The following is a 24,021-nucleotide window of genomic DNA, read 5'->3' on the forward strand; positions in this document are numbered from 1 at the left end:
TCCCCAGGGAGCTAGTCGACTGAAGCTGGAACATGTTCAGGGAGAAACAAGAGTTAGACGGTCGTGGTACTCGAAGTGTAGCACCAGCGAGATGCGGAACAGGTGCTAGCCTGCCGCGGTGATCAAGCGTCTGGCGTGAGGCCTCGCCGAGGCAGCGAGGCCCGATGCAGATGTCATGTCAGAGCGGGGCTGCTTCCGCTAAGCTATCTTCAAAGATGTCCAAACCCTTAGTCAGCGTCTCCGGGTCGATCGTTAGCGGAGGAAAGAATTTGATGACCTCGTCCGCCGGGCCGCATCGTTCAATGATGAGGCCCCTATCGTACGCCTTGCGTGCTGCAGTCTCAGCGAGGTGAGTATTTCGGCAATCAAAGCCGAGCGCCATTCCGCGGCCGCGGACAGTGAAGTGGTCTCCATGCGCGCGCGCAATAGCATTAAGCCGGTGACGCATCAGCGTTCCCAGTCGATAAATGCTTTGCGAAAAGATCTCAGTGCGCCAGTAGATATTCAAAGCTGCAGTTGCAGAGACAAGCGCTAGGTTATTTCCTCGAAAGGTGCCCGTGTGCTCTCCCGGTTCCCATATATCAATTGCCTCTTTGATCAACAACATGGATAACGGCAGACCATATCCACTTAAGGACTTCGACAATATTACGACATCTGGTGACAACTCGGCGAACTCAAAGCTGAAGAAATCGCCAGTACGGCCGCAACCCATCTGAATATCGTCGACGATAAATATGGCTCCAATCTCTGCCGCTAGGGCTTGTACGGATCGTAGCCATTCCTTTTGAGCGACGTTGATGCCGCCCTCCCCCTGTACTGTTTCAAGGAGAATGGCGGCTGGCGCATCGATGCCGCTGCTAGAGTCCAGCAATATGTTCCGCAGGTGCTCCGCCGTATCAATCTCATCTCCAAGATAACCATCATAGGGCATTATCGTGACGCCGGACAGGGGGACTCCACTGGCTTCGCGAAGAAAGCGACTGCTGGTCGCAGCCGCGGCGCCGAGACTGAGGCCATGATAACCACGTGTGAATGAAATGATGTTGTGGCGCCCGGTTACTTTACGCGCCAGCTTCAATGCCGCCTCAACGCCATTGGCACCTGTAGGTCCAGTAAATTGAAATCGATAATCCAAGCCCCGCTCACGAAGAATAACTGAGTTGAAAGTCTCCATAAAGTCGACCTTGGCCGGAGTGGCCATATCGAGGCCGTGAACGACAGCATCAGATCCCAGATATTCTGTAATAGCTGCCTTTAGCTGATGATTGTTGTGGCCGTAATTGAGCGCTCCAGCCCCGGAAAAGAAGTCGATGAACCGTTCGCCCGTCTCGCTTAGCAGAAAGGGCCCGCGCGCATGACTAAAGCACGCTGGGAAGAGACGCGAGTACAGGCGAACGTTGGATTCCAACGTTTCTAACGTTCGAAGAGTACGTGAGGGGTCGGCAGAGTTATTCATGATCGCACCTTCACTTTGTCCATGAATATGGCTGGTGCACGTGACATACTCCACCATGCGGAATATTAAACCTCTCAGCGTTGGTAGTCCCTCGTCGAGCGAGGGAGAATCGTCGAGCCGGTGCGACGCTGTTGCGGTTTGGTCAGGAGGCCATTCACTAAGCGCGGCTTGAATACGGCTGGCATGCGCACTGTTGCCGATGCCGGACGGCTCGCCGTGGCAATATCAAGCTTCCAACATCGAGCTTGAGGCGGCGATATAGGGACTCGTCGGAGGCCAGACCGTGATCGCCGGGCGAAGCGAGCCTAATTATACGCAGCCCTCATGGATCAAGAGAGCTGATAACACCTATTGAAAGGCCGACGGCGATACAGGACGATGACCCTGGACAAAGAGCCCCGGCAGGCGCCGGGGCCCTCGATCATTGATTGAGAAACTGAGATCCTTATTTGCTCGCGAGTGGCCAGCCAAACTTGTAGTTGAGGCGGGCGGTGACGAGATCAAAGTCCTGACGAATGCGGTCGTTTCCTAGTCCTGTTGCGAAGCTAACGTCACTAGCCGGCATGAACACGTGGTCGTACTCGATGCCAGCTGACCAGTTCGGTGTTAGGCTAATCTCAAGACCGGCACCGGCCGTACCTCCCCAACGTGTGGTATCCGCGTCGCCCAGAAAGCCAGCCGAATTAGTGATCCGATAAGTGCTCCCTACCACAGCCGCGCCCGCTTTGGCGTAGAGCAGTACGTTGCCGGCCGAATAGCCAATCTGGCCGGTCAGCAAGCCGAAACCGTCGATGTTTGTGTGATTGGTGGTGCCCGGGTTGGCAATGCTAACGTTTGAGCCGCTGAGATCGGCCCAGTTGCCCAGCCCTTCGAGTCCGAGCACGGTATTGCCGAATTGCCAACGATATCCAATCTGGCCCCCTACTGTGCCGCCGGTTGCGTCGTGAGAGCCCTCGGGGATAGAGCCGAGAAAATCCCAGGAGTTATGGCTCGAGCCCCAGCCGCCATTGACGCCGGCATAGAAGCCGCTCCAGTCGTAGAGCGCGATGACAGCCGGGCTGGGCGTCGGCGTATTCGGAAATGCGGGACGCGCGGCGAGATCTGCGGCAGACGCGGACGTCGCAGCGGCCATCGCAAGAATGCTCGCGCAAACGAGTGACTGCTTTTTCATTTCGGTTGTTACTCTCTTTAATGGCCCCCAGTGTGGCCGTTGTATCAGCGCTTACGCGAATTGCTGTACCTGAAGTGCAACAGAGCTCGACGATAGCAGAGCCGAACCTGACGTAGTGTCAGGTTGTGAAGAGATAGTGCGAGCATGGCGCGCAGGCGTCGGAATTCGAGGCGAACGAAGGCGCCTGCGGCGCTCGATGTTGCGTGTTGGCTCGTGTAGCAAATGATAGCTGACAGTGCGTGCCGGCTGCGGCCCGGATGTATACGCCGTTATAGGCTTTTGTTGAATGCGGAACGAGAGCGCGTAAGCGCTTAGCGAGAGCGGATAGCTGTGCGAAGAAGCGTCCGGCTTGGATCGAGGTTTAGATGGGATTAGACGGCAAAAAGGATGTCCATTTGGACGTCTCATCGGCGAGGTCGGTGAGCCGGCTGGAGGTTCTTGGAGGACCTTCGGGGCGCCGCGTGCGTTCGGAGGCTGAGAGCCGCCTCGCACGGCGGCAACACGCCTCGCTCCCGAAACTGCCGTCGCCAATCGTAGATCTGCTAGCGCGTCGCTCCGTGCTTGCGCGCCCCTCGGCCACCGCGACACGGGATAACAGACTCTCGGCGACTTATCCGAGTCGCATCCGACATTCGCGCCGCTGATCGTGGGAGATGCGTCGGAGGAGTGTCAAGTTCCGCGATCAAGCTTGAGACGCCGCAATCGACGATGTCGTGTTGCAGACGGATACGGCGACAGATGGCGAGCAGCTGTCCGGGGTGATCCGCAAGGTGCGAGCGTCACGATGATCGCGGCCGCTGCTGATAAGAGTTACATTGCAACCGGCCGATCGACTTCCACTGTCGCCACGATGGGCTTACGGCGAAGTGCAGGAGATACTTCGTCTTGATCCATTCAGCGGAGGCGCCTTCGCGTTCCGATCGAAACGAGCGGACCGGATCAAGACTTTTGTCTGGGATCGAACGGGCCTGGTGTTGGTGCACAAGCGTCTTGAAGGTTGCAAGTTCGTTTGGCCAACGATCGCAGACGGCGTGATGCGGATATCACCGGCGATGTTCGCGGCACTGTTCGAGGGGCTGGATTGGAGGTTGGTCCGCCCGGAAGAAGCACGGCGCCCCCAGGCGGCGGGATAACTGCGGCAGAATGACTCGGCAGCTATTTTGAGCGTGGCACGCGCGGCGGCGATGTGCTCGAAATAGCGCATGAGCATCGCGGCGCTGCGCGACGAAAATGAACAACTGAAAGCCCTTTTGGCGCAAACGCGGGCGGCCTTGAGCGAGCATCAGGGGGCGCTGGCGGCGTCGGAGGAAGCGCAGCGTCGGCTGGAGGTCATCCTCGGCGAATTGCGGCGCGACAGGTTCGGCGCGAAATCCGAGAAGCTGCGGCCAGATCAGTATCATTTACCGTTGGAAGACGTGGAGATCGCGCAAGGCATCCTGGACGCGGCGCAGGAGAGAGCCGAGGCTGTGATCAAGGGCCGATCGCGGAGCGTACCGGATCAAGGTTCTCATCGCAATCGCGGCTGCTTGCCTGCCCATTTGCCGCGCGTGGAACGGATCATCGAGCCTGCGAGCACGCTCTGCCCGTGCGGTTGCGGACCATGACGAAGATCGGCGAGGACGTCAGCAAGCGCCTTGACGTGATCCCGGCGCAATGGCGCGTGCTGGTCACACGCCGCCCGAAATACATCTGCCGCCGCTACTCCGGCACTGTCGTGCAGGCGCATGCGCCGGAGCACGTCGTACTCAGCGGGCCGCCGACCGAAGCGGCCATTGCGCACGTGATCGTCTTGTCGCGCGGCGATCAGGATGGAAGGCAGCGTCAATCAAGGTGAGAGAGTTTCGCTGGGCTCGTGACGTAGGGAGGGCGTAGCCCGACCGGAGTTACGAGCCCAGCGTCGGCGCGATCCCTAGGAGGACCGCGCCGACTGGTGATCGCGGCCGGTCGGGATTATGCAAGTGGTTCTTCCGCCAAGAGGAATCACTCGCGTGCCCGGCCGACACATCACAGATCACCAGATGAGATGGGATGGTTGCCGCCCTCCCCAGACGGCATCGTAATGTGCCAAGAACGCAGTGTTTGAACCCCGAAGCGAAGAGGACGGCAAATTGATGGATACGGTGATCGGAGTGGATCTAGCCAAGAATGTGTTTCAGCTCCACGGGGCGTCAATGGCGGGACACTTGAAATTTCGAAAGAAACTGTCGCGGCTTCAGTTTCGGAAGTTCATGGCGGGCCACCCATCGGCAGTGGTGGTGATGGAAGCCTGTGGCAGCGCCCACTATTGGGCACGGGAGATGGTCAAGCTCGGCCATGAAGTGAAACTGATCGCTCCGCAATATGTGAAGCCTTTTGTGAAACGCCAAAAGAACGACGCGGCTGATGCCGAAGCAATCGTGATCGCGGCACAGCGCCCCGAGATGCGCTTCGTCGAGCCGAAATCGGAAGAACAGCAGGCCAGGGCAGTGCTCTTTCGGGCTCGGAAGCGCCTTGTTCATCAGCGCACCGATCTGGTGAATGCGCTGCGTTCTGTTCTCTACGAATTCGGCCATATCATCCCGCAAGGAATCGAACAACTTAAACGCATTGACGCAATCCTCGAAGATCCGAACAGCGATCTACCAGAACTGGTCCGCGAGGAATGTCGGAGTCTCATTGATCAGATCGCCTACAAGACGGAGCGGATCGATGCCAAGGCAGAGCAGCTCAAGAAGTTGGCGACGCGGACGGTCACGGCGCAGCGGCTGCAGACAATGCCGGGGGTCGGCCCGCTGACCGCACTCGCGATCGAGGCTTTCGCGCCCGACATGGCGGCCTTTCGACGTGGCCGAGACTTCGCGGCTTGGCTCGGCTTGGTCCCACGGCAACATTCCTCAGGGGGAAAGGAAAGGCTCGGACGCGTTTCGAAGGAAGGACAGGCGGACATTCGCCAGTTGCTCATCGTTGGGGCGATGTCGCGGCTGAACTGGCTCGGGCGCAAGTCGATCCCTAGCGGATCCTGGCTGGCGCAGATGCTGGCGAGGAAGCCGCGCATGCTTGTGGCGATCGCCTTGGCGAACAAGATGGCTCGGACGATTTGGGCCATGCTCACCCGGAAGGAGGATTATCGGAACCCAGCGCAGGCAGTGACGGCATGACTGCATGCAGCACGAAATAGCCTGACGTTGGCGAAGGGGGTGTGAGAAGGCGACGACCCGAATGGGCGCAACGATCGAACAGATCTGGATCAGGAAACCAGCTAGAGCCAAAGAGCCGACGTGCTCGGAGATGAGAATTGGACCTGGTCCGCGGATCACCATACCGGCCAGCGGCTTCTGAAAATGCCGTAAAGGAAGGCCTGACAGAAGACCGCACTCGATCACACGCCAAAGGGTCAGAAACTTCTTGCATTGCGGGCGGCAACCACAGAAGGCTCTACATGAAGTACCGTCAGACCGATAGCCCGCCAGTGGCGGCGGCCAAGGCGTCATTCAGTACGTCGACCGCCTATCGGATCGAGAGAGACCCCCGACTTCCATCGCAAAGGAAGGCGCCCCGCGGCCGGCGACGACCGGACCCGTTGAGCGAGGTGTTCGAGACCGAGATCGTCCCGATCCTGAAGGCGGCCCCTGGCTTACGCCCGGTGGCGGTGTTCAAGGAGATGCTCCGACGTCATCCGGATCTCGGCAGCGGTATCCGTCGTACCCTGGAACGCCGTATCCGTGCCTGGCGGGCGATCCACGGCGAGGAGCAGCAGGTGATCTTCCGCCAAACCCACGAGCCTGGCCAACTAGGGCTCTCCGACTTCACAGACATGGGCGAGTTGGGTGTGACGATCGCGGGGGTCCCGCTCGATCATCGTCTCTGTCACTTCCGTTTGGCCTATTGCGGGTTCGAGCACGCCCACGTCGTGCTTGGCGGTGAGAGCTTCGTTGCCTTGGCCGAAGGCCTGCAGAATGCCCTCTGGTCGCTCGGTGGGGCGCCGCGGGAGCATCGGACCGACAGTCTGTCGGCCGCATTCTGCAATCTCGATCGTGATGCACGGGACGATCTGACGCAGCGATACGAGGCCCTTTGTGCCCACTACGGCATGAGGCCTTCCCGCAACAATCGAGGCGTCGCCCACGAGAATGGCTCGATCGAAGGGCCCCACGGTCATCTCAAGCGAGCAATCGCGGACGCCTTGCTGCTGCGCGGAACTGTCGACTTCGACGATCTTGCCACCTATCGCGGCTTCATCGACGAGATCGTCAGCCGCCGCAATGCCCGCAACGCCAAGCGGATCGATAGCGAGCGCATGGTGTTGCAGGAGCTGCCCGATCGCCGCACCTCCGACTACGAAGAGGTGATCGTCCGCGTGACATCGTCCGGCGGCTTCACCCTGCGCAAGGTGTTCTACACGGTGCCATCGCGCCTGATCGGTCACCGGCTGCGGGTGCGCCTTTACGATGATCGTCTCGACGTGTTCGTCGGCGGCACCCATCTCGTCACCCTGCCGCGTGGGCGGCCGCATCCCAATGGCAAGTACGACCAGGTCGTCGATTATCGGCACGTGATCCATTCCCTGCGGCGCAAGCCGATGGCGCTTCTCAATCTGGTCTACCGAGATCGGCTGTTCCCGCGCGATGCCTATCGGAAGACCTTCGATCGGTTGCGCGAACGCTTGCCGGACAAAAAAGCCTGCCGGATCATGGTCGATCTCCTCGCGCTCGCTCATGAACGCGGCTGCGAGACCGAACTCGCCGGTCAGCTCACCGCCGACCTCGAGGCCGGCCGACTGCCCGACCTCAACCGGCTAGGTGCTCACTTCGCCCCCGATCCCGCCAACCTGCCGAACGTCGTGGTGCAGCTCGTGCCGCTTGCGACCTACAAATGCCTCATCGGTACCGCCGAGACCGGAGGTGCCGCATGAGCGTAACGAACACGGTTGATGCCGCGCGCCTCAATCTGTTGCTCAATGAGCTCCGTCTGCCTGCCATCAAGGTGCTGTGGGCGCAATTTGCCGAACAGTCCGACAAGGAAGGCTGGCCGGCCGGCCGCTTCCTCGCGACCATCGCCGAGCACGAGATCGCCGAACGCGGACGCCGTCGGATCGAACGACACCTTGTCGAAGCACGTTTGCCCGCCGGAAAGACCTTCGATAGCTTCGACTTCGAAGCCGTGCCGATGATCTCGAAGGCGCAAGTGATGGCGCTCGCCGCCGGTGACAGCTGGCTGGGCAAGGGCGCCAATTTGCTGTTGTTCGGCCCGCCCGGCGGCGGAAAGAGCCACTTGGCGGCAGCGATTGGCCTGGCCCTCATCGAGAACGGATGGCGCGTCCTCTTCACCCGCACCACCGATCTCGTGCAGAAGCTCCAGCTGGCGCGACGCGAGCTCACCCTCGAGGCGGCCATCAATCGTCTCGATCGCTTCGATCTCCTGATCCTTGATGATCTCGCTTACGTCACCAAGGATCAGGCCGAGACCAGCGTGCTGTTCGAGCTCATCAGTGCACGCTACGAGCGCCGCTCGATGCTGATCACCGCCAATCAGCCATTCGGCGAATGGAACAGGGTCTTCCCGGATCCCGCCATGACCCTCGCCTATCGATCGCCTCGTTCACCACGCAACCATCGTCGAGATGAACGTCGAGAGCTATCGCAGACGGACCGCCCTCGAACGAAAACGCGGTCCAGGACGGCCGCCATCGCACGCGACACCTAAAACCGTCGCTGATTGACGCTGCGCGACAATCAGAGTTCAACAAAACTCTTGCGCGCGACAATCATCGCGGCAATCATCATCAGGCCGCGACACTGCCTCGCCATCCTGATCGCCGCGCACCTCCTACCCAGATTGCCGCGCTACATCGTCTCCAAGTTTGGCGACCATACGCCGTTCTACCGCCAGTCCGAGATCTATGCGCGCCAGGGCCTGCGGCTTGATCGGGCGACACTGGGCAACTGCGTCGTCAGGGGGATCTTTTCGAGAGCCCTCCAACATACAGCAGCATTCCGATCGAAGCCCACCAGCAGATGCTGGAGCCGTCGCCACGACCACCGTCCCAGCGGACATCGCCAGTCCGGCAGGCCGGACCAGGAACTTAAAAAATAGGGTTAGGCCTCCTTCGCCTGGCCCAGTCGAACGATGTGCCGTCGACCCAGATACAGTGCAGGATTACGGCGATCTTCCGGGCAACGGCTACCTTTGCCTTCTATCCTGATTGCCGTCGTCGATCGCTTACACAAAACTTCGGACATTCCCCAAGCTGAAGGACAAGCGACGCGAGGGCGCCAAAGTGATCAAGCGCTATCATGTTCCAGCCACGCCCTATGAACGCGCACTGGCGCATCCGAGGTTGAGCAAGGTCGTCAAACGGCGTCTTCGAGAGCTTTATCGCACGCTCGATCCTGTGGCCCTGCTGGCCGAGATGAGAGACGCCCAGGCGGAGCTCGGCACGCGCGTCGACGCCCGAGCGGGCAAGCTCGTGGCAGCAGCCAGCCCACCGGTACCGACAACGAACGCAGCAGCGTTCGCGAAGAGGCTCGGCAATGATGTGCATTTGGGGGAGCAGCGCATCATCCATCGGCGTCTGCACAAGCCATACAAAAAGCGCATGAGAATGCCATCAATGCTCGATCCGCACCTCGCCGACATCGAGCGCTGGCTGGCGGCCGAGCCCCGTCTAACCGCGCTGGCAATTCTCGGTCGCCTCGCTGAACAACGCCCCGAACAATTCGGTCCGCCGCAGCACACCATCGTGCAGCGATTGTTGCGATCGCTCAGACGCAAAGCAGCCGAGACGATCATCCCGCGCACGGCTGAGGGTGCGGCACTGGCCGGTGATCCCGGGACTGGGGCCGCCGCTGCGTGTGATGGGCATTCCGCGACGTCCCCCAGTCCCTCCGATCCTGCGAGCAATGACGCAACCTCGGACCGGCTGACAGTGGGGTCTACATCCGTCAAGCGAAAGTAACATCCTCAGGTGAGGCAATACGGGGGGTCAATATTGCAAACGATGACGTAATTGCGGTCAGCGCTCGTGGGCACGAAAAGCTCCATTAGAATCGAGCTCTCGCAATCAACCGATTCGGAGAACCTGTCATGAAGCAATATGTCGGACTCGATGTATCGCAAAAAGAAACTTCGATGTGCGTGGTCAATGAAGAGGGCGAGGTCTTGTTCGAGGGGAAGGCCAAGTCCGACCCGGGGGCGCTCACGGCACTGCTTCGCAAGCGGGCGCCACAGGCGGAGCGCATCGGCTTTGAGACCGGCGCGATGGCGAGTTGGCTGTGGCATGAACTTCGCAGGGTCGATCTTCCGGTGGTTTGCATCGACGCTCGGCATGCCCACGCGGCCTTGTCGGTACGCATGAACAAGAGCGATCAGAATGATGCTCGAGGTCTGGCCGAACTGGTGCGAGTTGGCTGGTATCGAGAAGTCAAAGTCAAGAGCGAGGAAAGTCAGAAGATTCGCGCGATACTCGTCGCGAGATCCCGGCTCGTGGCCATTCGTCGAGATATCGAAAACCAGGTCCGCAGCCTGATCAAAGAATCCGGGCTGCTGTTTCCACGCGCGATAGGCCTGCAGTTCCGCAATCTGGTCCGTGACCTGTTGGCTGACGGTCATCAGCTCCTCGGTGTGATCGCGCCGCTTCTGTCGATCCATGAGCAGATCTGCAAGCAGCAAAGCAAGTTCGACGATGAAGTCCGACAGCTTGCGAGGTCGGATGAGACGACGCGTCGCTTAATGACGGTTCCTGGTGTTGGTGTGGTGACTGCCTTGACGTTCCGGCATACGATCGATGACCCATCGCGATTCCGATCAGCATCGAGCGTCGGCGCCTATCTGGGTCTTACACCGCGGCGCAGTCAGTCTGGCGAAACGGATATCAATGGCAAGATATCCCGATGGGGCGACCGTCTTCTCCGAACTTACCTGTTCGAAGCGGCGACAGTTCTGCTTTATCGGACGAAGAAATGGTCTTCTCTCAAGGCTTGGGGAATGAAGCTTGCCAAGCGGATTGGCATGAGAAAGGCAAAGGTTGCTATCGCGCGGAAGATCGCCCTAGTTCTTCACTGTATCTGGGTAGACGGCACATCGTTCGACTGGGGCCAGGCGAAGGAAGCCTGATCCGATTTGTGAAGTTCCTGGTCCGGTCCGCCGGACTGGCGATGTCCAGCTGGGACGGTGTTGTGGCGACCTCGTTCATTCGGCTGGTGGCGGCTTGACCGTACTCCGCTGCAGACGTTGAGGCACCCGACCCGGACATCATCATGAGGCGCTGCGCGACCTCGGAAAGGACCATGACCCCAGCGACGACGTCAACCGGTCCGAGCGATCCCAAGCCTGGCCGGCAAACCATGTATCACCCGCGCCCGTGCCGTCTCCGCAACCCTGACCAGCTGCGACGGCACGAGCGCTACCACCTTGCCGTTGGAGAGTTCAAAAATGTGAGCTTGACAATGACACATTACCCGGCCGAAATAGGTACGCATCGTCTCAGCGCCCGCCTGGCACGCTTGAACCGCTTGGCATGGGCGTAGCGCTAATGTTTTATCTGGGCGAACTTGCCCACCCTCGCATAGGACTGGAGTAAACGCACCCGGGTGAGCTGCGCCAGCCGCACCAGCTTCTCGCGCGCTCGGTTCAGAAGCTTGGCATCAGTCCGAAACATCACATTCTTGGGCTGCACCGTCGTGTCGACCATCACCCGGGAGAACTCCGACGGTTCGATCGCCTTGGTCCTGACGGCAACCGACAGGCTCTCTTAGCAGGGCCTGAAGCCGCTCCTCGCCCATACGGTTGCGCTAGCGCCTCAACGACGAGTGATCGAACACCAGTAGCCGGTGCTGGAAGAACTCCTCGCCGCAGAAGAACTGGTAATAGGGGTTCTCCACCCAGCGCTCGCACAGGACCTCGTCGGACAGGTCATAGGTGTGCTTAAGGATCCCGAGCCCTGCGATCAAGCGCGTCGGCAGCGGCGACTGGCTAGGACCGTCCGTGTAGACCATTCCGAACGCCTGCTCCAGGAAGCCCCAATCCACCGTGCGCGCCAGCGTCGCCAGCGAATGCTTTCTATCGATGATCTGATCGAGCAGGGAGCGAAACAGATCCTGCTCGCCGGTCTCGCGCCGCTCCCGTGGCCGCATCAAAACCTCCGCTCATGCACTCCGACGAGCAGAGGATCACGATTGAATTCGACGGAATACCTCATTCGATCTTGCAAGGAAATCGGCCTCGCCATCGCGATTGCCGGCAAAATCAATCGCCGGCATTCCTCGAACTAGCCCGTAACTTCAGGCTGTTCGCGTTACTTCACGGGGGACTAGCTTACGAGTGGCGAGCCGTTGGGTTTACGGTATGGCACAGTCGGGCAGCGTGACCTGGATTTTAGCCACGTGCTAGCCGCCTACTCTACTCGGCTGACCGTACGGAAAGAGTAATTCTGCGCGGGAGTCCAAGCGCGATGGGAAAAACGGCGTCTGTCAGGCGTCTAAGCGCGCGGCATTCTTCAGACAAGCGTCCTTCCAAATAGCTGCGATCGTGCTCTGGCAGCTCGCGTTCCAGGAGCTGGCTGTAGCGGTGAATGCGGTTACGATGACTACGCATGGCAGCCAATTCATCATTGATGGGCATCGGCTCTCTTGGCGAATCCGGCAATATCTGCTGGGATCTCCTGCGAAATCCTTGCCAAAGGCTGGCCTGAAGCAGCGTGGACCCACAGTTGTCTTGCATGTGCCGACTTGCTAAGGGCAAACCGATCTCGTAGCTCGCCCAAACAGACCTCGGAACTGCCCAACTTATTAGAATACCTGCCGCCGAGGAGCGTGGTGCGATACGGTCGCTATAGTGTTGCGTTTGCGACAGGACCCGAGCCTTTGAAGACAGGGGCGGCTCGGGCAGGCTAGAATCCATATCGGATGCGACTTGTCGGCGTTTTGCGCTAACTATCGCCGGAAAGAAGGCCGCCAAAGCGCGAATATTGCTTCCGATGGTGATGGAAGCGGACGTGCTCCCCAACAAGGTTGTTCGGTGCCGCATTGGATAATCACGAAGCGTGGGACTGCTTGCGCCGTACACCACGACCACCGTTGAAGTCAGGCAAGCCGGATGCAGTGGCTCGCAACGGGGCCGACCGGCTGCGCCAGAAGGCGATACTGCCATTCGATGTTGTTGCCTTCAGTGCACTTGTCGTTGTCATGATAGACATTCGTTGAATAGGGTTTGATCGAATGGAATGGAGGGACTTTAGCCATGATCGCTCTTTCCTTGTAGGAAGGGGACTATTGTTGCGCGTGCGCCAACGGCGCGAAAATAGCGCCCTGCCGCTGCGCTGAGTAAATCAACAACCGAGGAGGCCGGGATATTTGCCCGTTGTCATTTAAAAGCGGAATACGCGCTCTTATATGAGCGACGGTTCTGAACGAAGGCCCCGTTCGCTCGCTGCCACACGAGCTATGGAATATGGCCGCAGTACAGATCACATCTACATCGAGCGTCACTCACACCCTCGATTTACTGATCCCATACGAACTTCGCACCCTCCGGGACTTCGCACAGGAATTCGTCCTGGTGTTCCGGCTGCGTCATCCCGGCCGCTAGTTTCGACGCCCGCACCGTGAGCTTACCATCGGGGCTCAGATTGTGACGGATGTATTCAGTCACTGGGAGCCCCGATGGTAAGCTCATGGTGAGGACGGTGTGCAACCCCGTTTTTGTATGACTGTTTTCGTGGCCGGCGGCCTCCTCCGATTCGTAAGGCGGCCTTCGTAATGAGAGTATCTCCCGTCGAAACGCTAAAAATGCTGCTGCAGTCAGCGTTTCATTGCTTAAAGGCCGAACATGAAGTTCACCCCGGAGGCACGCGCGAGCACGGAATCTTCTCCTTGGGTTTAAGAGGCATAGGAGCGGCCTATACAGTAAAGCGACTTGCCAGCAACAGAAAACGGGTGACGAGGAAACCTGCATAGGTAATTGCGCCGGCGGATAACCCGATCCAGACTCCAATTGCACCAAAGACCCAGCTCAAGGCGAAACTGACCGGGAAGCCGATTAGCCAGTACGCAAAGATTGCGAACAGAAGCGGTTTTGCCGTGTCTTTCAGCCCACGGAGCCCGCCACCCGCAATGACCTGCGCTGCATCAGCTACGAAAAAGCTTGAGGCAACCATAAGGAGGGATGACGTCAGTCCGATTGCCGTGTCCGTGTCGTTCAGTGACTTGTTTAAGAAAAACGCGGCGATCCGAAAACGCGTCGCAATGACCCCAACCGTCACAAGCGCAGAGGCCAAAACACCGAGCAGGATCGCAGCCAGGCCTGCGCGCTTGATACCGGAGGCGTCATTGTGCCCGACCGCATGACTGACCCGCACTGCGGCCGCCATGCTGATGCCGAAGGGCACCGTGTAGGCGATTGTGGCGATCTGCATCGTAATCTGATGAGCGGCAAGCGCGCTCGGGCTGATCCTACCTACAAGGAGTGCGGCGGCGGCGAACACGCCGTATTGCATGATGACTGCTACCGAGATCGGCGCTCCGATCAAAATGATCGCTCGTAGGAGCGGCCAGTCGAAGTGCCACAGGTGCGCAAGCACCTGGTAGTCGCGGAACGGGCGGCAAGCTATTGCGGGCCATAGAGCTGCTACGAACATGCCCCAATTTACGAGGGCGGTCGCAATGCCGACGCCAAGAAGATCTAGTGGTGGCAGCCCGAGCTTTCCGAAGCCCAGAAGATAAACAATGGCCGCGTTGACCGGGATAGCGGCCAGGGTAATTCGGAAGATCGGTTGCGGCCGTCCCACTGCGCCCATGAAATGTCGAATGGCCTGAAACCACAGCGCTGGCGTCACGCCCCACGCGAGTCCAAGCAGGTACTGCTGAGATAGCCGTGCTGCGCAATGTTCCTGACCGAGGGCGAGCAGAACTTGTTCGCCTGCCGTACAAACAGCCATAATAGGCAACGAGAAAAGCAGGGCCAGCCAAAGCCCCATGCGCAGTGCACGCGGCACATCGGCCGCACCCTTGCCGGCAAGAGATTGTGCCGTCAAAGGTGCGATCGGCGTCAGTAACCCGGCGCCGAACGTGAAGCTTATGACATACAGGGTGGTGGCCAATGCTGCGGCCGCGAGCTCCCGGGGCCCAAGACGACCAACAAAGGCAAGATCCGTCGCCATCATTGCGACCTGAGCAAGCTGCGCCAGTGCCATTGGCCAAGCCAACACCGCGGTCGCACGGAGCTCGACAGCGAATCTACTCAAAACCGTTCGTGTCCTTGGATTGCGACGCAAGGCAGAAAGCTGCTTCATTTGGTGTATTTCGTGCTCGGTGAAGACGCCTGCCCGCCTCGAGCCCACGGTCCCGCGATGTTGGGCGTCGAGTGCAAAAGGTGTTGATTCTGTAAAGAAGGTAGAACCAGGTGCGTCGCAGCCCTCAGGATACGGTGCCCCGGTTCGATGCTAGTGCCGTCATTGGTAGGCCCAAGCGAGCCTGTGTCCGTTGACAACGAAAACGCGATCAACGTGCTAAGGTGCATGTTGGTTTGGAAGAAGACATGATGAACGTACGGAAGCCGCCATAGTGAGCGCCGCGCGCTGGTGCGTCTCTCTCTCCAAGAAAGTATCGCTAACGCTGTCCAGCTAGTCTTGAGGTTAAGTGCGCAGTGTAGGATGCGCCGAAGTGCCGTAAGGTAGTGCTCTGTCATTGGGGCGTTTTCTACCGTCCCGGCAGATGAGCAAGTCCTTTCAAAACCTGTGCCACAATGAAAGTCTGAGTGAATTTGCCGAAGGGAAGGCGCCATGAGGCGGACAGCTGTCGCATCTGCGACAGTCCCCGTTGGGAAGAGCGGGGCTGCTGGGTCACTCAGGGCTGGCACTTGCGGTCAATCCAACCAGCCGCGCAGAGTGTCACGGTCAACTCTTTGTGGTCCAAACAACCTAACGATTAAAGCCTCAAGTCAGCTTCGGGCCATGACCTCCTGCGGTTCAAAGCCTGAGGCGGCTGTAATAATAACTTGAAACCAGTTACTGAGTAGTATCTAGGTGTTTCTTTCGGGTTATTCGCAGTGCCAGTTCGGCGTTTGCCTCGCAATGTTAAACGTGAATAGCGATTTGGCGCCATGCAGCTTGTAGTCATGGCTCCTTGCGGCTGGGTGGCCAGGACGCATCGGCAACATCGGCGCGCTGCGGCCCAAAGCATGACTTGAGGCTACTACTGTGTGTCCGCACACGAAACGATCCTTGGGGAGCCCTAAAATCCGACGGCATCGCGAATGTCGATCAAGACGTACGGATCGGTCGAGCCTGAATCTCTCTGATCCGAGGCGCGGGGAGCCGGAAGGCCGGCGAATGCGGTGCATGTCGATACCGGCCGCCGCTGGCCTTTACCGTGCCGCGAAAACTCCGATGGTTGGTCGTCTTGGGGCAGTTTCCCTCGCGCGATCACCGGCTTCGATGCGGGAATCGGGCGCCGCCACTTCTCCCATTTCGGACTTCAGGTCCATGTGGTCGTCTCCTTCTGGTTCTGCCCTCTGCAAGAAAGCCAACACGACCCGGGTTCGCAGCTAGCCTGCACTGTATTTCGACCCTCGTCAGCGACTTCAGGTCGATCTCCATCATCATCATGATCGCGATATTGGGACAACCAAGTCTGTGGACCGACATCAGATAAGTCGTCGCCGGTCAGTAAGCCGATTCCAACACATCGAATGGGATTGAGTTTAGTTCTCCGATTGCGAGCTTGTGTTGCAGGAAAAGGGGGCCGACGCGCCTTGCCATAATGTCGACGCGGGCTCCAGAGTGGTGAAGCCGGATGAAAAGGTACCCGCGTGCGGCGGACAAACACGAGTGTCAGAAAAAGCATAGTAGTTGTCAGAGCAGCTGAGGTGTCTCTTGCGTTTCTACACTGTCCCAATTTGTATGAAATCGGCACGCGCTTTGCTCTGAGGCAAGGCAGGGCACGTGTCTCGGGCATGTCCAGCCAACGGCCGGATCGTCGACGTCGCCCTTCTCCACTAAAGGAAGAGCGATGTATCAGCCGTCTAAACGATTTCGGGGTATTATCTCAGGTAAGAGGCGCCGCCGTCATTCTGAGGTTTCAGATCGCGCAATTCGCGTTGCTGGGGGGCTCAAGCGCTTCGGCATTGGGAAAGGGGACAGTGTATGCATCTTAATGCGGAATGATATCGCATTCGTCGAAGTTACCGATGGGATCATGAGAGCCGAAGCCCTTGCAGTACCTGTAAACTGGCATTTCAAGCGACAGGAGATCGGGTACATTCTGGCCGACTGTGGAGCACGTTTGCTAATAGGCCACGCGGACCTCTTGCATTTGTTGGATGCCGATCTCGCTAGCAGATTGCCAATTCTAAGCGTTCCGACGCCGCCCGAAGTAGCAGAGGCGTACAAGATTGAAGGGACGCGCCTCAAAGTGCCGCACTTCGCGCGGGATTTTGAAGAGTGGATAGCGGATCAGCCGCTCTTTGCAGGAGCGCCCGCGCGGCAGCCGATGACGATGATCTACACCTCAGGAACGACTGGTTGTCCTAAAGGCGTGCGTCGTAGCCCACCAACCAGCGAGCAGGCGATCGGATTGGAGGAAATGCGAGCCATAGTCTATGGATCTGGCACTCGCGCGCTACTCCCAGGCCCGCTTTATCATTCAGCGCCGAATTTATTTGGAATGTGGTTCAGCCGCCGCGGTGGTGCGCTTGTGCTGATGCCGCGGTTCGAGCCTGAAGAGTTGTTGCGGCTGATAGAGGCGGAGAGGATCGACACCATCTTGATGGTGCCGACTATGTTTATTCGCCTTCTGCAGCTGCCCGACAGTATTCGACGAAGCTATGATCTCGCGTCCTTGCGACACGTAGTCCACGGGGCTGCGCCCTGCCCCCCGATCGTGAAGAATGCCATGATAAATTGGTGGGGCCCCATTATATGCGAGTTCTACGGCTCGACGGAGGCCGGTGCGGTAACATTTGCGAGTTCGCGAGAATCACTTGCAAAGCCGGGAACGGTCGGCAAGCCGCTAGAGCACGTTCAGCTGCGTGTGATTGGTGCAGACGGAAGAGAATTGTCGGCCGGACAAATAGGAGAAATCTGTTCACGCAACGTATGGTACCCACGGTTCAAGTACCACAATCGACCTGGGAGCTCTGCCGAGGCCGATGACGACGGTTTCACTGCTTCCGGTGACCTCGGTTATATCGACGCTGATGGATATGTATTTCTTTGTGACCGAAAACGGGAGGTTGTAATCTCAGGCGGTGTCAACATTTATCCCGCGGAGATCGAAGCGGCTCTCCATATGATACCGGGCGTTCAAGACTGTGCTGTGTTTGGCGTTCCGGACGCGGACTTTGGCGAGGCACTGATGGCGGTGATCGAACCGCGCCGACGGGAGGTGCTTAGAGTCCATGACATCCGCGAGAAGTTGAAGACGGTGTTGGCGGACTACAAGATTCCGAAAATAATCGAGATCCGGACCAGCCTTCCGCGTGAAGAGTCTGGCAAGTTATTCAAGAGGCTGCTGAAAGATCCTTATTGGGAGAAGTCAGGACGCAGGATTTGAGAGGACTCGAGACGGAACAAAACCCCGCATCTGAAAAGGCACTGTTCTGCCCGTGGGCCCTCGGCTTGAGGGTCGCTAGCTACAATTGGTTGCCGTCATGGATCTCCTCTGTCGCAAGGTCGTCAGTTCGGGATGCGCGATGACAGAAGGGTTGATTGGTCCTCTCTACGCTGACTGTGGCCGCGACGAAGCGGCTGGATGGGTCTACCGTTCGATGAGGTGTCCACTCCGACTTACCGACGTCGTAGTGCTAGGATGGTGGCAGATAGACTTAGAAGTCGAAGTCTCCAATGGAAGCGTTTCGTGCAGCCTCGACAGGCGCGGTCGACGATCCTGGTGCAAGGTGAAGCTGTCCCGTTTGCATCGTGTCCACGTTAAGCGTTTGCCTCCGTCTACTCCTCTCACTGTGGCGGCACGTTAATTGCTGCTTGCTTGGAGAGGCTGCGCAGGCCGACGACTGTACTAAGGCGGAGAGCACTCTGCCCGCGCACCACATCACAGCGCAGAGGAGTTGAAGTTGGACCCCAATACATCACGACAGGCCTCCCGCCAGAAGGATTTGTACAAGGTCGGCGAAGTGCCGCCCCTCGGACACGTTCCCGAACGTATGTACGCGTGGACCATACGGCGCGAGCGCCACGGGCCGCCAGAGAGTTCGATGCTGGTAGAAGTGGTGCCGACTTGGCCGATCGGCGAGGATGAAGTATTGGTCATGGTCGCTGCTGCAGGCATCAACTATAACGGAGTGTGGGCGGCGTTAGGGGCGCCGATGTCCCCCTTTGATGTGCACCTATGCTCCTATCATGTGGCCGGATCGGATGCGGCTGGAGTGGTTTGGGCGGTAGGAGCAAGGGTGCGCCGGTGGAGGGTTGGGGACGAGGTGGTCATCCACTGCAATCAGGACGACGGGGATGATGAGGATTGCAATGGTGGCGAACCGCTCCTCTCACCTTCCCAGAGGATCTGGGGATACGAGACGCCTGATGGTTCTTACGCCCAGTTCTGCCGCGTGCAGCCACGGCAATTGATGCCGAAGCCAGCTCACCTCAGCTGGGAGCAGGCCTGTTGCTACACGCTAACGCTTGCAACGGCTTACCGGATGTTGTTCGGACACCCGCCGCACATTCTAAAGGCTGGCGACTACGTGCTGATTTGGGGTGCTACGGGCGGGCTCGGGGTATCTGCAGTGCAGCTTGCAACAGCATGCGGCGCCAATGCAATCGGAGTCGTTTCCGATCGGACTAAGGCCGATTATGTAAGATCGCTTGGTGCAAAGGGTGTTATAGTCCGCACTGAATTCAATTGCTGGGGCCCTATGCCGGCAGTAAATTCACCTCAATACGGGCCTTGGCTCAAGGAGGTGCGGCGGTTTGGAAGGGCAATTTGGGATGTTACTGGAAAGCGCGATATCGATATTGTGTTCGAGCATCCAGGTGAGCAAACATTCCCCGTCTCGACGATCGTCGTAAAGCGCGGTGGCATGGTAGTCGTTTGCGGCAGCACAACAGGTTTCAATCTTACCTTCGATGCCCGTTATATCTGGATGCGCCAGAAGCGAATTCAAGGTTCTCATTTCGCGAATCTCAAACAGGCAAATGCTGCGAACCGTTTTGTGCTCGATCGCCGAATCGACCCGAGTATGAGCGAGGTCCTGCCGTGGGAGGAAGTTGCGCGAGCGCATACGAAGATGTGGAAGAATCAGCACAGGCCCGGAAACATGGCTGTTCTGATCAATGCGCCGCGAATCGGACTACGAAATTTGGAGGACATTTTATCCGCGGCTGCGTTGCCTTAACCGTAAGCGCAGTTCTGCGGCTTTTGACTGGCCCTTGACGCCTATTTTGTTCGCGTCGCGCGTCGCCGCGGTTTCCATGTGTCGGACAGCGCGTTGACGGCGGCTTCGAGCGCCTTCCGGTCGACGATGTTGGGATCGAACCGCGCCGGACCCCAGAGGCGCATATGTTCGTGGTCCGGATGGGCAGGGTCTCTGATGGCTTCAAGGTATTCGGCATAACCCGGCGCACCGCCGACGTCTTCCGGAGGACAACGACCGGCGGCTTCGAGCAAGAAGGGAAGTCCCTCCGTCGTGGTGTTCTCGAACCATTTTTCGAGCTTGATCACATGGTCCCAGCTGTCGCCGAAGTCATAGAGATAATGGATCGTCTTGGCGCCAGTCTCGCGAACGACATCGCAAGGCCGCGCTTTGCTGGCATCCATGGGCTGGTGGGCGTAATCGTTGTGAGGATCTGGAATCCCCCAACGGACCTCACCAGCGAAGAACTCGAAGAGGTGGCTGTTCGTCCAGCCAAATGCCGCCTGAAGCGACAGATGCAGCCGATCCAAGCGCAGGGTGACGGGTACGACGAGGCGACGCATCACCTCCGGTTTCACGTCCTTGAGGTCACCTTGATCCGGACCGCGGTCGTGTTCAGGCTCATGCCGCCAGCCTCGGATCGTATGGAAGCATCGTGTAGATCGATGCCCAAGGGAGCAGTTCGTCCAGTCGCGCCGCAGGCCAACCATTGACGAGATTGGCGAGAACATCAGCGAGCCAGTGCTCGGCACTGACGCCATTGAGCTTACAGGTTTATGCCGCCCGCCGAACTATGCCGAACGGAGTTGGTATGGCACGCCGTTGTCACGCTGGCACCGCCGATCGCGTGCAGGGCAGCCCCATTCCATTCGGCATAGTCTGGTCGTTCAGAGCGCCTCCAGAAAGGCGAGCAGGCGGTCGTTCGGCTGGAAGCGGGTTAGCTTGCCGCGCTCGTACGGCTTGAGCTTCGCCAGGGCAGCTTCCTTGAGGGCGAGGTGGGCGTGCAGGTACGTCTGCGTCGTCTCGACCGATTCATGACCGAGCCACAGCGCGATCACAGAACAGTCGACGCCGGCTTGCAGCAGTTCCATCGCAGCGCTGTGCCTCAGCACGTGCGGCGACACGCTCTTGGCCTTCAAAGACGGGCAACTCTTGTGAGCGACACGAACATGCTTTCCCAGCAGGGACTGGACGCTGTCGGCACTGAGCCGGCCCCCGTGCACGTTCGGGAACAACGCTGTTGCTCCTTTCCGCAACGGTTCCTTGAGCCATGCCTGGAGCGCACACCGAGCGAGTGTGGTCAGCGGAGTGGTCCGCTCCTTCCGCCCTTTACCGACGCATCGCACGTGTGCGCCAGACCCGAGGTGGACGGCATCCCGGTCAAGGCCAGTCAGCTCTGAGAGGCGTAAGCCTGTCTGGGCCGCGACTAACAGCAAGGTGTGATCGCGGCGGCCAAGCCACGTCGTTCGATCGGGCGCTGCGAGAACCGCCTCGATCTCGGGGCGCGTCAGGAAGTGCACCTTTCGCTTGTCGTGACGCTTGCTCGGTATGGCGAGCACGCGCTGGATCAGCGCACTGTGTGCCGGTTCCTCGAAGGACACGAACCTGAAGAAGGATCGGATGGCCGTCAGACGCAGGTTACGCGTCTTCGCACTGGCGCCGCGCGTTACCTCGAGATCGGTGAGGAACGCGCCGATGAACGTTGCATCCAGATCGGCGAGCGTCAGGGCCGATGGGGACTTGCGCAGCTGCACCCGAGCGAACATGAACAGCAGCCGGAACGTGTCTCTGTAGGAGGCGATCGTGTTGCCGCTAACATTGCGCTGGCGCATGAGGCGCTCGGTGAAGAAGCGCTCGATCAACGTGGCGACATTGCAAGCGGGCTTCATGGCGTCACCTCCCATCGCCGATCGAGACGCCGCGCGGCTTCCTCCATCAACTCGGGGCAGGCCGAGAGATACCAGTAAGTGTCGCGCACGCAGACGTGGCCGAGGTAAGTGGAGAGCACTGGGAGTTGTTGCTCGACGTTCTTGCCTTCGCGATACCAGTTGAGCAGCGTCCGGATGGCGAAGCGATGACGGAAGTCATGCACGCGTGGCCCGGTACGATCACCTGGGCGCCGCAGCCCGATCTCTCTGGACAATCGCCAGAAGACGCGATGAACGTACTGGTGCAGCAAGCGGCCTCCCTGTTCGGCAACGAAGAAGGTCGAGCCGCAGCGTGACCCGAGCAGCGCATCGCGCCGGTGGGCGTAGTCGCGCAGCGCGGTTCTCGTCGTCGGATGCAATGGCACGAGCCGCGACTTGCCGAACTTGGTCAGCCGGACCGTCAGCACGCCGGCGTCGAGGTCGACGTCATCACGCTCCAGGCCCATCGCCTCGGATATACGCATGCCCGTCACCGCGATCAGCCCGAACAAGGCATGGTAGGTCCATCGGCGCAGCCCGTCCGCTGGTGGCAGAGCCAGCGCTGCCGTCAGCAACGCATCGATCTCCGCGTCGCTGTAAACATAGGGCTTGGCGCGCTTCCATCCGGGCAGCATGCCGACGGGCGGCACCTCCGTTCTCGGGTCGAAGTTGGCGACATGGCGCGCGAACCCGCGCACGTCGCTCAATCGCAGCGCCCAGGATGCATGACGATCGGGCGGCAGCGTTGCCCATTCCATGGCCAGCTTCGTCGTGATGATCCTCGCCTTGCGCTTCTCCATGAAGGCGACGAAGTCGGCGAGCCGACGGGTCTGGTGCTCGTACTTGTATCCAAACCCTTGCGCATGCTCAGGTACTTATCGAGTGCGGCGCGCAGATTGGTCATTGCACGCCTCCCGGCCAGGGCAGGCTCAATGTTCTCAGCGCATCGATGTCGACCTTCGAGTAAATCCGGGTAGTGTCGTGGTTCTCGTGCCGCAGCAACTGTCCGATCTCCGACAAGGTGGCGCCAGATCGGAGAAGCTCGGTAGCGAGACTGTGTCGGAAGATATGGGCGCCGCGATGTGCGCAACCTTCGATTCCAACGCGATCGAGAGCGGCCTTGGCGATCATGGTGATCGCACATCCGGAAGCAAAGCCGACGTGTGGCGCGAGCGTACGGACGAACAATCGTCGGCACGACGACTTTGGGCGGCCATTGCGGAGATATGCAACGATGGCCGCGCCAACGTCTGGCGGTATCGGCATCCGTGCACGCTGTCGGCCCTTGGCGCGAACGAGTATCTCGCTGGCGCGCCAGTCGATATCATCAAGGGTGAGCGTCGCGACCTCGTCGGCCCGCAGGCCGAGCTTGGCTAGCAACAACAGAATGGCGTAGTCCCGCCGTCCCATCACTGTCTCTCGGTCGCAACCGTCGAGAGCCTTCCGCACCTGTGCCGCAGGCAGATAGGTCGGCAGAGTTGCGAGCTTCCATCGCCGCATCGATGGAACGCAATCCGCCAACGGGCGCGCGTTCAGCCCCCGATGGTGGAGGTAACGGAGAAAGGCGCGCAACGACCAGCACATCGCCTTGCCTGTTCCCGGGCTCCAATCCTGGGCGTGGCGCTCAATGTAGCGGATCACGTCCTCTTGGCTGATCTTGCCCAGGGCGGCGCCGCCGGAGCACACCTCGTGCAGGAACCTGCGGATGACCGGGAGATGGCGGACGATGGACCTCGGGGCCAAGCCGCGCTCTGATCGCAGGTAGGCATCGAACTCCTTGAAGATCCGTTCGTGCGGGGTGAGAGGCGGCAGCACCGACGGCGCGATCACGCCTTCCTCGCGCAGCACCGACAGCCATCGCTTGAGCGCGGCCCGGTCACCGGGTTGGATAGACTGCCTTCCGCCTCGATGCCGGAGGTACCGCTCAACGACCTGCTCATCGAGATCGACCAGCTTGTAGCGACGGCCCGCCATCCAACTCAGGAGCCCGCCAACCACGTTGAGGCAACGCCACGTGCCGTGCCGAACGAGCCTCTCTTCGATGAGACGAGCGGCGTAGCGCTCGACGAGTTGTCCGTGCGGCCCGCTTCTGAGACGCCGGTACAGCCGGCTTCTGCCCAAGTACTTTTCAACTTCCATCTTCCTGT

At 59.4% G+C, this 24,021-nt stretch carries 16 protein-coding genes and 6 pseudogenes; 11 read left to right on the forward strand and 11 right to left on the reverse strand.

From position 1 onward, the window contains the following. Positions 1 to 178 precede the first annotated feature (178 nt). Together ectB and XH89_RS39670 are read right to left on the reverse strand one after the other, a co-directional pair. Positions 179 to 1,459 carry a diaminobutyrate--2-oxoglutarate transaminase gene (gene ectB / locus XH89_RS39665; protein ID WP_128929879.1) on the reverse strand — a complete coding sequence of 427 codons (1,281 nt, stop codon included), beginning with the start codon at positions 1,457 to 1,459 and terminating at the stop codon, positions 179 to 181. Positions 1,460 to 1,904: 445 nt separating this feature from the next. Next, complete coding sequence (locus XH89_RS39670) at positions 1,905 to 2,630, reverse strand: outer membrane protein (protein WP_128955124.1); 726 nt, start codon at positions 2,628 to 2,630, stop codon at positions 1,905 to 1,907. 866 nt (positions 2,631 to 3,496) lie between these two features. Between XH89_RS39670 and tnpB the strand changes: the two genes are divergently transcribed. The 7 genes and pseudogenes from tnpB to XH89_RS39700 all read left to right on the forward strand — a co-directional run. Continuing rightward, entirely contained in the window at positions 3,497 to 3,763 is a 267-nt protein-coding gene (tnpB, locus tag XH89_RS42285) for an IS66 family insertion sequence element accessory protein TnpB (RefSeq protein WP_367401008.1), read from the forward strand. Between the two features lie 69 nt (positions 3,764 to 3,832). Further along, on the forward strand, positions 3,833 to 4,234 hold the full coding sequence (locus XH89_RS39680; protein WP_232995633.1) for a transposase: 402 nt from the start codon (positions 3,833 to 3,835) through the stop codon (positions 4,232 to 4,234). Further along, positions 4,231 to 4,464, forward strand: a complete 234-nt coding sequence (locus XH89_RS41610) for an IS66 family transposase zinc-finger binding domain-containing protein (protein ID WP_232995632.1) — start codon at positions 4,231 to 4,233, stop codon at positions 4,462 to 4,464. Before XH89_RS39680 ends, XH89_RS41610 begins: the two co-directional genes overlap by 4 nt. A 277-nt stretch (positions 4,465 to 4,741) precedes the next feature. Beyond that, positions 4,742 to 5,767 (forward strand): IS110 family transposase, encoded by a 1,026-nt coding sequence (locus XH89_RS39685; protein ID WP_164934317.1) that lies wholly within the window; start codon positions 4,742 to 4,744, stop codon positions 5,765 to 5,767. 281 nt (positions 5,768 to 6,048) lie between these two features. After that, the gene (gene istA, locus XH89_RS39690) at positions 6,049 to 7,521 is read left to right on the forward strand and encodes an IS21 family transposase (RefSeq protein ID WP_128955187.1); all 1,473 of its coding nucleotides are present in this window, start codon (positions 6,049 to 6,051) and stop codon (positions 7,519 to 7,521) included. Then, positions 7,518 to 8,328 (forward strand): annotated as a pseudogene (gene istB / locus XH89_RS39695) (IS21-like element helper ATPase IstB). The gene istA and the pseudogene istB overlap by 4 nt, the downstream one beginning before the upstream one ends. Positions 8,329 to 8,456: 128 nt before the next feature. Continuing rightward, positions 8,457 to 8,559, forward strand: a pseudogene (locus XH89_RS39700) (transposase); the annotation flags it as partial. Positions 8,560 to 8,691: 132 nt separating this feature from the next. Here the strand turns inward: XH89_RS39700 and XH89_RS41615 are convergent. Continuing rightward, positions 8,692 to 8,802, reverse strand: a pseudogene (locus XH89_RS41615) (IS110 family transposase); the annotation flags it as partial. 84 nt (positions 8,803 to 8,886) lie between these two features. Here XH89_RS41615 and XH89_RS39705 point away from each other — a divergent pair. Both XH89_RS39705 and XH89_RS39710 read left to right on the forward strand, forming a co-directional pair. Beyond that, the gene (locus tag XH89_RS39705; RefSeq protein ID WP_128955123.1) at positions 8,887 to 9,564 is read left to right on the forward strand and encodes a hypothetical protein; all 678 of its coding nucleotides are present in this window, start codon (positions 8,887 to 8,889) and stop codon (positions 9,562 to 9,564) included. A 128-nt stretch (positions 9,565 to 9,692) separates the two neighbouring features. Beyond that, positions 9,693 to 10,721 carry an IS110 family transposase gene (locus XH89_RS39710; protein ID WP_128929876.1) on the forward strand — a complete coding sequence of 343 codons (1,029 nt, stop codon included), beginning with the start codon at positions 9,693 to 9,695 and terminating at the stop codon, positions 10,719 to 10,721. 338 nt (positions 10,722 to 11,059) lie between these two features. On the opposite strand, the pseudogene XH89_RS39715 reads toward XH89_RS39710, so the two are convergent. The 3 genes and pseudogenes from XH89_RS39715 to XH89_RS39725 all read right to left on the reverse strand — a co-directional run. After that, positions 11,060 to 11,740, reverse strand: a pseudogene (locus tag XH89_RS39715) (transposase); the annotation flags it as partial. A 948-nt stretch (positions 11,741 to 12,688) separates the two neighbouring features. Further along, positions 12,689 to 12,847: a hypothetical protein gene (locus XH89_RS39720; RefSeq protein WP_164934297.1), complete on the reverse strand. Its 159-nt coding sequence runs from the start codon at positions 12,845 to 12,847 to the stop codon at positions 12,689 to 12,691. 656 nt (positions 12,848 to 13,503) lie between these two features. Then, on the reverse strand, positions 13,504 to 14,895 hold the full coding sequence (locus tag XH89_RS39725; RefSeq protein WP_128929874.1) for an MATE family efflux transporter: 1,392 nt from the start codon (positions 14,893 to 14,895) through the stop codon (positions 13,504 to 13,506). A gap of 1,717 nt (positions 14,896 to 16,612) precedes the next feature. Between XH89_RS39725 and XH89_RS39730 the strand changes: the two genes are divergently transcribed. Both XH89_RS39730 and ccrA read left to right on the forward strand, forming a co-directional pair. After that, positions 16,613 to 18,154 (forward strand): acyl-CoA synthetase, encoded by a 1,542-nt coding sequence (locus XH89_RS39730; protein WP_128929873.1) that lies wholly within the window; start codon positions 16,613 to 16,615, stop codon positions 18,152 to 18,154. 517 nt (positions 18,155 to 18,671) lie between these two features. Beyond that, positions 18,672 to 19,949, forward strand: a complete 1,278-nt coding sequence (gene ccrA, locus XH89_RS39735) for a crotonyl-CoA carboxylase/reductase (protein WP_232995631.1) — start codon at positions 18,672 to 18,674, stop codon at positions 19,947 to 19,949. Positions 19,950 to 19,990: 41 nt separating this feature from the next. On the opposite strand, the gene XH89_RS39740 is transcribed toward ccrA, so the two are convergent. The 5 genes and pseudogenes from XH89_RS39740 to XH89_RS39760 all read right to left on the reverse strand — a co-directional run bounded on the left by XH89_RS39740 (position 19,991) and on the right by XH89_RS39760 (position 24,013). Next, positions 19,991 to 20,530, reverse strand: coding sequence for a plasmid pRiA4b ORF-3 family protein (locus tag XH89_RS39740; RefSeq protein WP_246767934.1), 540 nt, complete (start codon positions 20,528 to 20,530; stop codon positions 19,991 to 19,993). A gap of 58 nt (positions 20,531 to 20,588) precedes the next feature. Beyond that, a pseudogene (locus tag XH89_RS42290) lies at positions 20,589 to 20,741 on the reverse strand (transposase domain-containing protein); the annotation flags it as partial. Positions 20,742 to 20,854: 113 nt separating this feature from the next. Continuing rightward, positions 20,855 to 21,856, reverse strand: a complete 1,002-nt coding sequence (locus XH89_RS39750; protein WP_128929872.1) for a tyrosine-type recombinase/integrase — start codon at positions 21,854 to 21,856, stop codon at positions 20,855 to 20,857. Beyond that, positions 21,853 to 22,778: pseudogene (locus XH89_RS39755) on the reverse strand (tyrosine-type recombinase/integrase). The gene XH89_RS39750 and the pseudogene XH89_RS39755 overlap by 4 nt, the downstream one beginning before the upstream one ends. After that, the gene (locus XH89_RS39760; RefSeq protein ID WP_128929871.1) at positions 22,775 to 24,013 is read right to left on the reverse strand and encodes a tyrosine-type recombinase/integrase; all 1,239 of its coding nucleotides are present in this window, start codon (positions 24,011 to 24,013) and stop codon (positions 22,775 to 22,777) included. Before XH89_RS39760 ends, XH89_RS39755 begins: the two are co-directional and overlap by 4 nt. Positions 24,014 to 24,021: the final 8 nt, after the last annotated feature.

Source organism: Bradyrhizobium sp. CCBAU 53340 (genome assembly GCF_015291645.1).
GTDB lineage: Bacteria > Pseudomonadota > Alphaproteobacteria > Rhizobiales > Xanthobacteraceae > Bradyrhizobium.